Genomic DNA, 12266 nt, shown 5'->3' on the forward strand with positions numbered 1-12266 from the left:
GGGCGGGGGCGTGCAAACCGTTGGACTTCTTCACGTTTCTTCATCCCCGGCGCCTTGCACGGCCGGCCGGGGGGCGGACAGACTGTGAAGGCAGACCCAATCGTCCCGCCGTGCGTTCGTAGTGGGTCTTCGAGGCGTCTTCGTTCAAGGAGTGTCCCGATGCGGATGAGGCGATGGAACGTGGTTCTCGCGGCGCTGGCCCTGTCGGCCTCGGCGTGTGCTTCCGCGTCGCGGGAGCCGGAGGCCCCGGCCGGGCAGGACCTGGCGGCCGCGGAGGCGGAGGTGGCCCAGGCGGTGGCGGAGGGCTCGGATGACGTGGTGTCCGGCGCCATCGTGGTGGACTTCAAGGACGGCACCACGAAGGAACAGTTCGACGCCTGGGAGCAGGAGTGGGGCGTGGACCTGGAGTTCAACTCCCTGGAGGGTCCTCAAACGGGCGTCACGCTGGCGGTGGGCGTGGACGACGTGGAGGACGTGCTCCAGCGCGTCCGCCAGAACCCGGCGGTGGAGTCCGCCGAGCCGCTGATGCAGGTGCGCACCAGCTACACGCCGAACGACCCCCAGTACGAAGCCCAGTGGAACCTCCGGATGATCGACATGCCGAAGGCCTGGGACGGCAACCGGGGCAAGGGCGTGGTGGTGGCGGTCATCGACACGGGCATCGCCTACGAGGACCACGACGACTTCAAGCAGGTGCCGGACCTCAAGGGCGTGTCGTTCGTGAAGGGCTATGACTTCGTCAACGACGACGAGCACGCCAACGACGACCACGGCCACGGCACGCACGTGGCGGGCACCATCGCGCAGGCCACGAACAACGGCGAGGGCGTGGCGGGCGTGGCGTTCGACGCGACGCTGATGCCCCTCAAGGTGCTGAACCACTTCGGCAGCGGCACCTCCGCGGACATCGCGGACGCCATCCGCTTCGCGGCGGACCACGACGCGAAGGTCATCAACATGTCGCTGGGCGGGGGCCTGTACTCGCAGGTCATGGCCAGCGCGGTGGAGTACGCGCGCAAGAAGGGCGTCACCGTGGTGGCCGCGGCGGGCAACACCGGGCGTGGCCGGGTGGAGTTCCCCGCGGCGTACCCCGGCGCGGTGGCGGTGAGCGCGGTGGGCCCGTCCGGCACGCGCGCGCCGTACTCGTCCTACGGCAAGGAACTGGACATCGCGGCGCCCGGTGGTGACAAGCGCCAGGGCGACTCCGGCGGCATCCTGCAGAACACCATCGACCCGCGCGACCCGTCGCGCTCCATCTACGCCTGGTACCAGGGCACCAGCATGGCCGCCCCGCACGTGGCCGCCGTCGCCGCCATGCTCTACGGCGCGGGCGCCACCACGCCGGACGAGGTGGAGCAGGCGCTCTACGCCGGCGCGAAGGCGACGGAGAACCAGGCCTGGTCGGAGGAGTACGGCCACGGCGTCCTCAACGCCAGCGCGTCGCTGCAGGCCTTCAACAAGGGCGCTTCTCCCCACTGGCAGCCGCTGGCCTGGGCCGCGGCGCTGCTCGCGCTGGTGCTGCTCACGTTGCGCGGCCGCGAGCGCCCGGGCTACCTCAACGTGTTCTTCCGCCCGGCGTTCCTCGTGCCGCTGGTCCTCTCCACGGTGGGCTTCTTCTTCCTGCGCACCTGGTTCGCGGGCGCGGCGGGCACGGCCCAGGACGTGGTGAGCGTGGCGTCGCTGCCCATCCCGGACTGGCAGCGCATCATCTTCGGCCGCGGCACGGTGAACCCGCTGTTCTACAGCGCGCTCATCCCCCTGGGGCTGTCGCTGCTGGCCATCCCGTGGCGCGGCTTCCGGCCGGCGGTGGGCGGCCTGGCGCTGGGCTTCGCGGGCTTCCTGGCCTACGCGGCGTGGGCGGGCGCTCCGGCGCTGGCGTGGATGCCCTTCACCTTCCTGGCGAAGCCGTGGCTGGGCTTCAACACGGTGGTGTGCCTCGTCATCGCTCGCGCGATGCTCAAGCGGGAGGACGCGTGAAGCTCTCCGGCACGGTGCAGTACCAGGACCTGGAGGGCGGCGTGTGGGTCCTGAAGGCCGACGACGGCCGGACGTACCAGCTGGCGGGCGGCGACCGGAAGATCAAGAAGGACGGTCAGCGCATCTCCGCCGAGGGCAACATCCAACGCGACACCGTCACCGCCGCCATGGTGGGGCCGGTGTTTCACGTCACCTCGTACAAGGCGGACTGAAGAGGCGCCCGGGGTGAGCGTCCCTCGAGGGCCTCACCCCGCGAGGGCCCGCCGCGCGGACTGCCGCTCCGTCACGGCCTTCTGGAGGTGGCGGGCCAGGCGGGAGATGCCCACGTCGATCTGCTCCGGCGTGAGGTAGCTGCACGACAGCCGCAGCTCGTGCTCGCCGCCTTCGCCCAGGTAGAAGTAGCGCATGGGCGTCCAGAGGACCTGGAAGTCGCGCGCGGACTCCTCCAGCAGCGCCTCGTCCACTTCGATGGGCAGCTTCATGACGAGGAAGAAGCCCCCGTCCGGCACGTTCCACGTCACGTCGCGCGCCCAGGCCTCGCTCCTGGGGAAGGAGCGCGCCAGCGCCTGGAGCGTCGCGTCCATGTTGTTCTTGTAGAAGCGGATGGCCTCCTGGTTCGCCTCCAGCAGCCCGCCGTCGTTCAGCACCAGCATGCCGCCGACGATGGCCTGGCACAGCGATGACGTGTTCACGGTCAGCAGGCTCTTGATCTTGGAGAACTCGTCCGCGAGCAGGTGCGTCGTGCCGTCCGTGCCGGTGACGCGTTGATCCACCACGGCGTAGCCCAGGCGCAGGCCGGGGAACGCGGACTTGGAGAACGAGCCCAGGTAGATGACCTGCTGGCGCGTATCCATCGCCTTGAGGGTGGGCTTGCGCGCGCCCTCGCGCGAGAAGAAGCCGTAGGGGTTGTCCTCCAGGATGAGGAACTGCTCGCGCGCGGCGAGGTCCAGCAGGCGCTGGCGTGACGCCTCCGGGAGGCTGCGTCCGGACGGGTTGGCGAAGTCCGCGACGAGGTAGAGCGCGCGGGGCCGCTTGCCCTCCGCGCGCAGGGCCAGGACCTTCGCCTCGAGCGCGTCCAGGTCCAGCCCGTCCTCACGCTCCGGCACCGCGGCGACCGCGATGTCCAGCAGCCGCGCCGCGCCGGTGATGCCGATGTAGCAGGGCATGCCCACCAGCAGCACGTCCTCCGGCTGGGAGAACAGCGCGCGCAGGGAGAGGAACATGCCCTCCTGGCAACCGACGGTGACGACGATGGACTCCGGCGCCACGCGGATGCCCTCGTCCTTCTCCAGCATCCGCGCGAGCAGCTCTCCAATGTGGCCGTTGGTCCGGCCGTACTGGAACAGGAGGCTGGTGATCTTCGCCTCGCTGAGGCCCCGCTCCTCGCGCAGGTAGCGCTGGTAGGCGTCCAGGTACGTGGCGATCTGCCGGGAGTCGTAGAACTTCTCGTTCGGCCTGCCGGGCGCGAAGGAGATGGCTTCCGGGAAGCGGAGCGCGATCTCGTTCAGGAAGTTCATCACGTCCAGGAGCGGATCGGTCAGCGAAGCGTGCAGCAGATCAGGCGTCAGCATGGCGGACGTGGAAGATAGGAAATCCCGGCCCACCCGTGCCAGGGCCCCCCCTGGGAATCGCCTCCGTCCAGCCCTCAGCGGAGGGGCTTGCCCTTGCCGGGGGCATCCTTCTCCGACTGCCGGAGCCGCTCCTCCTCGTAGGCCTCCATGGGCACCTCGCCCTTGCGCACGGCGTCGCGAAGCTGTCGCAGGGCCTTGCGCTCGGCCTGCAGCGCTGGATCCGCGTCCTTGCCCAGCGGCTCCACCGGGTGCTGGACGTCGTAGACGCTCAGGGACACGCCGCGCCCATCCACCAGTCCCAAGGTCACCAGGGACAGCGTGGCCGCCACCACCCAGGGCAGCAGCTGCAGCGCGAAGAGGGGCACGGGCTTCGTGGCGCGCACCGCCTCTTCATCGGGCATCGTTCCGCGTCCCCAGACCGCGGGGAAGTGCCGGGACGCGGCGCGCAGGCCCAGCAGCCCCGTCCATCCCACGAGCGCCAGCCCCAGCACGGCGCGCCAGTCCGTCACGTCGTCCGTCGCCCCGTCCTTCGCGAGCCCCGAGTGCGTGGCGACGAGGAATAGCACCGACGACACGATGTTGTTGGCCGCGTGCGCCGCGATGCCCGGCCACAGCGAGCCGGTGCGCAGGAAGAGCCAGCCGAACAGCAGCCCCAGCTCCGCTCGCGCGAGGAAGCCCACCGGATCCAGGTGGAACGCGCTGAACACCACCGACGTGATGATCAGCGCGCGCCACGGCGAGGCCGGAGCCGGCGGTGTCAGGGAGCGCTGGAAGAGGCCGCGGAAGAAGAACTCCTCGCACAGCGGCGCGGCCACGGACACGCCGCCCAGCAGCAGCGCCAGCTCCACGGGCGTCTGGCCCTCGAAGAGGCGCGAGGCGTCGAACAGCTCGCGCAGCCATGCGGGGGCCACCCGCTGCGCGAGGAACTGCACGGGCACCACTACGGCGAAGAAGTTGGCCACGCCCAGCAGGAAGCCGAACAGCGCGGCGGGGCCCAGGAACGGAGTGAGGCCCACGTACGCGGCGGGCCGGTACCCCGAGCGGCGCAGCATGATCCACGCGAGGCCCAGGAAGAGGAAGGCCTCCGTGAACCACACGCCGAAGGCGGGGTTGAGCAGCTGGGTCAGTGCCCCCAGCGTTACGAAGAGGCCGAAGGCCAGGGCCGCGGCGAGCGCGGGGTGGGGCGGCGACAGCGGCGCGGGGCTCTCCGCCGGCCGCGGGTCGCTGGAAGGGGAGGCTTCATCCACCGTGTCGTCTCCTGCCCCCCCTTCCGCCAGGCGGAAGAGGGGTGGGGTGCCGCGTTCGCTTCGAGGCGCTGACGGAGCTGCTCAGGCCCGGTGGAGATAGCCGCGGATTTGCTCCGCGAGCGGGTTCTTTCGGGGCAGCTCCGCCGCCGCGGCCGGGTCTCCCAGCCGCAGCTTCTTGTCCTCTTCCACGAGGATGCGCTGATCCAACAGGTACTCCACCGCGTTCTCCAGCGTCGTCTTCGCCAGCGACTCGGCGGCGGTGATGCGCCCGGCGTTGTACTCGAGGCGCCCGGTCTCCAGCGCCAGCTTGACGAACGTCTTGCGGTCGGTGGCCACGCCCGCGGCCACGTCCGGCAACGTCATGGCGGTCAGCAGGTAGGCCTCCAGGAAGTCGCGCAGCAGGTCCGCGAGGAACTCCAGGTCCGGCTGCGCGTGGGCCTCCGGCGCGCGCGTGAGCATGTCGCCCTCGTGGATGACCAGGCCCATGCGCACGAGCTGCTCCACGCACTCGGCGAAGATGGTGTCGAACGACGCGCCCACCCGGTAGATGAACTCCACCTTGAAGAGGCGCGACAGGAACAGCGCGCGCGCCTTCACGGTGTCGTACGGCGCGGGCGTGCCCGCGAGCAGCGCGTTGGCCACCAGGCTGCGCGCGGCCACCAGGTTCATCAGCGTGTTCTTGTAGAAGGACATCTCCGGGCGGCGCGAGTCCTCCACCTGGTAGCTGACCTCGCCACGCGCCTCCTTGGTGCGCACCATCTCGTCGGAGATGAACTCGCGCATCGCGTCCTGGATGGGGCCCAGCGTCTCCGGGTTGCTGGGCGCGTTGGCCAGCTCCTTGGACAGCCGCGCGCCGTCCTCGGAGGCGATGCGGCGCAGGAGGCTGATCCGGTCCGTGAGCTCGCGCTGGGTGAGGCCGCGGCGGCGGTGGGCCAGCAGCGACGCGCTCACCAGCGCGTGCGGCGTGACGGTGGACACCTTGCTGATGCCATACATCACGCGGTTGCCCAGCGCGCGCACCAGGCCCTTCTTCTGCTCGTCCGTCACCGGCTCCTGCGGCGACAGGCCACGCGCCTTCATGAACTCCACCAGCGACAGCGGCTCGTCGAAGGTGAGGTGGATGCGGCCGTAGCGCGCCGCCAGCACCTTGGGCGCGCTCAAGAGCGCCTTCAGGTCCTCCGGCTTCTTCTCCCCGCCGGCCAGCTCCTTGGAGTAGCTGCCGGACTCCACGACCTTCTCGTAGTCGATGGAGACGGGCACGAAGTAGAGGTCGTTGCGCGCACCGTCCAGCACCGCCTCCACCTGCCACGTGAGCATGCCCAGCTTGGGCGTGAGCAGCTTGCCCGTGCGCGAGCGGCCACCCTCGGGGAAGAACTCCTGGTGGATGCCGTCGTGCACCAGCTTCTTGATGTACGCCTTGAAGGACGCGGCGTAGACCTTGTCGCCCTTGAACGACCGGCGCAGGAAGAACGCGCCGCAGCGGCGGAACAGCGGGCCCAGGGGCCAGAAGGACAGGTTCGCGCCCGCGGCGACCAGCGGCGCGGTGTAGCCCCGGTTCCAGAGCACCCAGCTCATCACCAGGTAGTCCACGTGGCTCTTGTGGCTGGGGCAGAGCACCACCGGCGCCTTGCCCGCGGCCTTGAGCGCGCGGTGCAGGCCCGCCTCATCCACGCCGATGCCGTCGTAGATGCGGTTGAACACCCACTCCAGCATCGGCGCGATGAGCGCCAGCACGGACGGGTTGGGCCTGGACGCGATGGCCTCCAGGTTGCGCTTCGCCTCGCGCTGCACGCTCGCGGGCCTGCGGCCGGTGGCGGCGGCGTGCTCGTCCAGCACCTTGCGCAGCTGCCGGTCGCGCAGCGTCTCCTCGATGAGCCGGTCCGTCGGCTTCTGCGGCGGGCCGAACACCGCGCGCGTCTCACGCGCCAGGTACACGTGCAGCGTGCTGCGCACCTTGCGCGCCAGCACCTCGTCGCTGACGCCCGGGTTCTCCTCGATGAAGCGGCGCAGGTCGATGGGCTCCCCCACGCGGAACTGCGCGCGCTTGTAGTTGCGGAAGAAGGCCACCATGGAGTGCACGAAGCCCGGCGCCTCGGGGCTTCCGAACACCACGTCGCGCCAGCCCGGCTTGAGCTTCGCGGCGCGCTTCTCCCAGACGAACAGCTCCGGCACCAGGAACACCGGCCGCTCGGAGCCGCGCGCCAGCCGGACCAGCTCGGGGAAGGGATCCTCGCGCGTCTCCTTGCCGGACGCGTGCAGGAGCGCCGTGCGGCGCAGGAACACCAGGCCGCTGCCGCCCTGCTCGCGGGCGTAGCGGAAGCGCTCCTCCACCGCGCCGCCCTGCGCCGTCTGGCGCCAGGGCTTGGTGAACCACGGACGCAGGTTCACCACCGCGCGGATGGGCGGCATGGCCCGGCGGACCATGGCCCACGCGATGTAGAGGAAGTTGATCCACGCGGTGGTGCGCATGACGTGCACCACGAAGCCCCGAGCGCTGAGCGCGCGCAGCTCATTCTCGGCCTCGGGGGGGAAATGCACCCCGTCGAAGTACCGTGCCCCGAGCACCCGGGACATGGGACCGAATTCCTCCTTCAAGGCCTCTCCTTGCGTCGCGGCGTGCGCCAGCGCGGTGTCCATCGCAGCCCCCCAGGCTACATGTTTTCCGGCGTCGGGATGCCCAGCAAGGTGAGCCCCGCCGCCAGCGTGATTCGCGTTGCGTCCGTGAGCGCCAACCGGGCCGCGCGCATCGCGTCATTCCCCTCCACGAGGATGCGCTTGTCGCGGTCCTTGTTACCGGCCGTGTAGTAGCGGCTGTACGCCGCTGCCACGTCCAAAAGCAGCCGCGCCACGAGGCTGGGCTCGTACTGCTCCGCCGCCGCCTTCACCGTGTCCGGCAGCCGCATCAGCTCGCGCACCAGGGCCTGCTCCTCCGGGAGCGTGAGTAGCGACGGGTCGTACGCCGTGGGCACGCCGCCGCCCTTGCGCAGCACGTTCGCGCTCCGGGCGTGCGCGTACTGGAGATAGGGCCCCGTGTGCCCCTCCAGGCTCGTCACCTCGTCCCAGTCGAACGTGTAGTCGCTGGCGCGGTTGTGCTTCAGGTCGCCGAAGACGATGGCGCCCAGGCCGATCTGCTCCGACAGCGCGTCCGCGTCCGTCGTCTCCAGGTTGCCCTGCGCGACGTTCTCCTTCACGCGCTGGAGCACGCGCTCCTTCGCCTCGTCCAGGACCTGATCCAGCTCCACCACCTGGCCCTTGCGCGTGCTCATGCCGTGGATGCGGCCGAACGGCACGTGCACGCACTTATCCGCCCACGGCTGGCCCATCTCCTTCAGGGTGCGGAACACCTGGCGGAAGTGCAGCGCCTGGTCCTGCGCGACGACATAGAGCGACTTGTCGAAGTTGAAGCGCGCGTAGCGGTCCTCGGCGGCGGCCAGGTCGCGCGTGGCGTAGAGCGTGCTGCCGTCGTTCTTCTTGAGGAGCACGGGCGGCTCGCCGTCCGCGTAGGGCATGTCCACGATGATGGCGCCCTGGGACTCCTTCGTGCCGGGCTTCTTCGCGATCTGATCAATGACCGCGTCCATCTTGCCCTGGTAGCGGCTCTCACCCTCGATGTGCTCGAAGTCGATGCCCATGCGCGCGTAGACGCGCTTGAAGCCCTTGAGGCTCGTCTCCCGGAACTGGTTCCAGAGCTTCATCGCATCCGGCTCGTTGGCCTCCATGCGGCGGAAGAACTCGCGGGCCTTCTCGTCGAAGGCGGGGTCCTCGCCCGCGCGCTTGTTGGCCTGGACGTACACCTGGACCAGGTGCGCCATGTCGTCGATGCGCGCCGGGTCGCCGTACTCCTGGAAGCCCACGGCCACCAGGCCGAACTGCTTGCCCCAGTCACCCAGGTAGTTGATGCCCTCCACGCGCCAGCCCAGCGCGCGGTACAGGTTCGCGATGCAGTGGCCCAGGAACGTGGTGCGGATGTGGTGGAAGCCAATGGGCTTGGCGATGTTGGGCGACGAGTAGTCGATGACCACCGTCTTGCCCTTGCCGTCCTCCGCGTCGCTGCCGTACGCCACGCCGGCCAGACGCACGCCGTCGATGACCTCCTGGGTGAAGGGGAGGGGAAGGAAGCGCGCGTTGACGTACGGGCCCACAGCCTTCACCTCCAGGCCCGGGACCTGGAGCGTCTGCGCGAGCTGCGCGGCGATGGCGGGAGGCGCCTTCTTCTGCGCCTTGGCGAGGGGGAAGGTGGCGAAGCTCAGGTCGCCGTGCGCGGGGTCCGCGGGCTTGACCTGGGGCTCGATGTCGGCGGCGGGGACACCCAGGGCCCCGGCCAGGGCCTGGGCGAACGCTGCGCGGTAGCGGCTATAGACGGAAGTGCTCATGGACCGCGCGGATACTACCCAAGGCGGGGCGCCTTCCAGCCACCTCTTCTGTGGGGAAGGCGCCGGAGCGTCTTTCAGGTCACGGCGGGGCCGCGGCTCTTGGGACGGACCACCGAGGCCACGGTGTCCAGCAGCTTGGGCAGCTTCAGCGGCTTCTCGAAGTACCCGTCGATGCGGTCCGGGCCTTCACCCGAGGTGAGGGACGCAACGTCGCTCGCGCCGGAGATGATGTAGACGACCACGTCCGCCAGCGACTCCGTGGTGCGGATGTAGTGGAGCACGGAGCGTCCGTCCTCCCCCGACAGCCGCAGGTCCAGCAGCACCATGGCCGGCCGGATGTGGGACAGGATGGAGCGAGCCTCGGCGGCGCCGGACGTGGCCATGACCCGGTAGCCCTCCTGCTCCAGCACCTGTTCCAGCACCTCGCGGCAGTCCACGTCGTCCTCCACCAGGAGGATGCCGCCCGCCTTGGGCGCGGCCTGGTTCACGTCCGGGGCGCTCACGGCGCTCGCGAACAGGGGCAGGACCATCTGGAACGTGCTGCCCTCGCCCAGCACGCTGGATGCGTCCACGCGGCCGCCGTGCAGCGCGACGATCTTCGCGACGAGCGGCAGGCCCAGGCCCGCGCCCGGCGGACGAGGCATGCCCGGCTGCGCGCGGTAGAACGAGTCGAAGACGTGCTCCAGCGCCTCGGCCGTCATGCCCTGGCCGGAGTCCTTCACGGTGAGGATGCCCAGGCCCTCGCTGGACGACACGCTCACCTCGACGACGTCGTCCGTCTCGCTGTGGTGGATGCCGTTCTCCACGAGGTTGTGGATGGCCTCGGAGATGCGCTCGCGGTCGCCGCGGACGAACACCTCCGGGCAGGGGGGAATGACGACGCGCACGCGGCTGTGCTCCGCGACGGCGCCCAGCCCCCGCACCACCTCTTCCGCCACGGCCTTGAGGCCGAAGGGGCGCTGGTTGAGCTGCATCTTCCCGGACGACAGCCGGGACATCAGCACCAGGTCGTTCACCTGCTGCAGCAGCCGGTCCGCGTTGCGGTCGCAGATCTGCACCGCGCGGCGCTGGCCGTCCGTCAGCGCGCCCAGCTTCTCCCGGCCCAGCATGGCCAGGTAGGCCTTGATGGTGGTGAGCGGGTTCTTCAAGTCATGGGACACGTTGCCGAGCAGCTCCTCGCGGTTCTGCTCCAGGCTCTTGAGGCCCGCGATGGCCGTCTGCAGGTCCTTGTTGCGCCGGGCGCTGTCGTCGCGCAGCCGGGCCACCTCGTAGGCGGCGGTGAGCTGCGACGCCAGCGACTGCATCAGGACATCGGACGCCTTCCTTCGCGCGCCCAGCACCACCAGCACGCCCGTCACGCCCTGCGGTCCTTCCAGGGGCACGGCGACGGTGTCGTCCTCGCGCAGGAGCACCTTGTCGGTGAAGCACCGGCCCACCACGCCCTCGCCCGGGACGGCGGCGGTGACGCGCTCGTCGTAGCGTCCGCGCACGTGCTCCACGTGCAGCTGGTTGCGCGACGGGAAGTGGCGCGCGACGTAGCAGACCTTCGGCTTGAGCAGCGTGTGGAGTGTCTGCAGCTGCGCGCGCAGGGCCTCGGTGGGGCCCGCGTTGTCGGTGAGCTGCCGGCCCATCTCCAGCAACGCCTGGGCGGCGGTGTCGGTGTCCACGGGCGGAGGCGGCTTGGCCGTCCGCTTCGGGGGAGCCTTCTTCGCGGTGGTGGCGGGGCGCAGCTGGACCACCTCTGCGAGCTGCGGACCCTTCTTCTTCGATGGCACGCGTGAATCCTGCTTCATGTCACGCGTGGGAGGGAACCTCACCAGAGCCCGGCGCCTTCCACCAACGCCGAGCGTGTCAGGTGTCCGACAGCCCCCAGCCCCGGCGGCCGGGGCCTACATCCCAGGGCAGCTCGTGCGCCTGCTCACGGCCGGCGCTGGATGCGGCCGTCCTTGTCCAGGCTGTAGGGCTCCACGAGGGCGGCCTGCACCTTCTCCTGGTAGCCCTGCACGCCGAAGCCGCTCTCCGCCAGGGCCGCCAGCGCCACGGTCTGCACGCGGCGCGCGGTGTCCTCGTTGGTGAGCAGCTGGAGAAGGGGCTCGCGCGCCGGCTCGTACTTCAGGGGCCCCAGGACGTTGATGGCCGCGATCTTCACGTCGTCGGACATGTCCTCCAGGAAGGGGAGGACGGCCGGCGCCACGCGCGGGTCCTGCTTGCCCAGCACGTGGTGCAGCAGCACGACCTTCTTCTCCGGGTCGCGCGTGTAGCGGGAGGACAGGTGCTGGAAGGTGTCGGTGATGACGCCCATGAGCGCGTCCTCGGAGAGCAGCTCCTGGAGGATGCGCAGCGCCCAGGACGTGGCCTGGTCACTCGTCTTGAGGAAGGCGCTCACCGGCGCGACGGCGTCCTGGCCGAAGTGCTTGATGAGCTCGAAGGTGTGCTCCTTCTCGTCCGCGTCGGTGGTGAGCGGGTCCACGGTGATGGTGAACCGGCTGAGCAGCACCGTGACGGCCTCGGGGTACTTCATCTCCCCCAGCTGCTGCAGGGCCTTCTGCCGCGTGGACGGCTCCCCGTACTTCTGGGTCACCTTGGACTTGAGCTTGAGGGCTTTTTCGGGGCCCGAGCCGCCCGTGAGGAAATCGAAGAGACCCATAGGTACGTACCCGCTCCGGATTCGGAAGGTGGAGGCGCCATGTAGGACGGTGCGCCTTCCAGGACAAGAGGCAAGACGACTACAACGACAGCTCCCGGCGCACGTCGCCCCGGTAGGCCCGCGCCAGCGTCTCCGCGGCGGCCCGGACCTCGTCCGTGGCCTCCTCGGGGACCTTCACCTGGAGCAGCAGGTACATGTCGCCCGGGGTCCCTCCCCGGAGCGACGGGACGCCACGTCCCTTGAGCCGCATCTTCCGGCCGGACTGCGAACCCGCCGGGACCTTCAGGGTGACTTCACCCTGGAACGTGGGCACGCGCACCTCGCCGCCCAGGAGCGCCTCGGACACCGTCACCGGCAGATCCAGGTAGAGGTCGTCACCCTCGCGGCGGACCAGCGGGTGCTCGGCCACCTCCGTCTCGATGTAGAGGTCCCCCGGAGGCCCCCCCTGGAT

The 12266-nt window shown here is 70.1% G+C and carries 9 protein-coding genes; 2 read left to right on the forward strand and 7 right to left on the reverse strand.

Features of this window, described 5'->3' with window-relative positions:
- Positions 1–159: 159 nt before the first annotated feature.
- On the forward strand, positions 160–1977 hold the full coding sequence (locus D7W79_RS29310) for a S8 family serine peptidase (protein WP_120528680.1): 1818 nt from the start codon (positions 160–162) through the stop codon (positions 1975–1977).
- Positions 1974–2189 carry a DUF5818 domain-containing protein gene (locus D7W79_RS29315; protein ID WP_120528681.1) on the forward strand — a complete coding sequence of 72 codons (216 nt, stop codon included), beginning with the start codon at positions 1974–1976 and terminating at the stop codon, positions 2187–2189. The genes D7W79_RS29310 and D7W79_RS29315 overlap by 4 nt, the downstream gene beginning before the upstream one ends.
- Before the next feature lie 33 nt (positions 2190–2222).
- On the opposite strand, the gene D7W79_RS29320 is transcribed toward D7W79_RS29315, so the two are convergent.
- The 7 genes from D7W79_RS29320 to D7W79_RS29350 all read right to left on the reverse strand — a co-directional run.
- Positions 2223–3548, reverse strand: coding sequence for an aminotransferase-like domain-containing protein (locus tag D7W79_RS29320; protein ID WP_120528682.1), 1326 nt, complete (start codon positions 3546–3548; stop codon positions 2223–2225).
- 74 nt (positions 3549–3622) lie between these two features.
- Positions 3623–4795 carry a type II CAAX endopeptidase family protein gene (locus D7W79_RS29325; RefSeq protein WP_244222030.1) on the reverse strand — a complete coding sequence of 391 codons (1173 nt, stop codon included), beginning with the start codon at positions 4793–4795 and terminating at the stop codon, positions 3623–3625.
- Between the two features lie 81 nt (positions 4796–4876).
- On the reverse strand, positions 4877–7432 hold the full coding sequence (locus D7W79_RS29330) for a 1-acyl-sn-glycerol-3-phosphate acyltransferase (RefSeq protein ID WP_120528683.1): 2556 nt from the start codon (positions 7430–7432) through the stop codon (positions 4877–4879).
- Between the two features lie 14 nt (positions 7433–7446).
- The gene (argS, locus tag D7W79_RS29335; protein ID WP_120528684.1) at positions 7447–9168 is read right to left on the reverse strand and encodes an arginine--tRNA ligase; all 1722 of its coding nucleotides are present in this window, start codon (positions 9166–9168) and stop codon (positions 7447–7449) included.
- 74 nt (positions 9169–9242) lie between these two features.
- On the reverse strand, positions 9243–10961 hold the full coding sequence (locus tag D7W79_RS29340) for a hybrid sensor histidine kinase/response regulator (RefSeq protein ID WP_216623287.1): 1719 nt from the start codon (positions 10959–10961) through the stop codon (positions 9243–9245).
- A gap of 125 nt (positions 10962–11086) precedes the next feature.
- Complete coding sequence (locus tag D7W79_RS29345) at positions 11087–11815, reverse strand: HEAT repeat domain-containing protein (protein ID WP_120528685.1); 729 nt, start codon at positions 11813–11815, stop codon at positions 11087–11089.
- A gap of 79 nt (positions 11816–11894) precedes the next feature.
- Positions 11895–12266 (reverse strand): DnaJ C-terminal domain-containing protein (locus D7W79_RS29350; protein WP_276375519.1); only part of this gene is annotated, 372 nt, incomplete at its 5' end.

The organism is Corallococcus exercitus (genome assembly GCF_003611585.1).
GTDB lineage: Bacteria > Myxococcota > Myxococcia > Myxococcales > Myxococcaceae > Corallococcus > Corallococcus exercitus.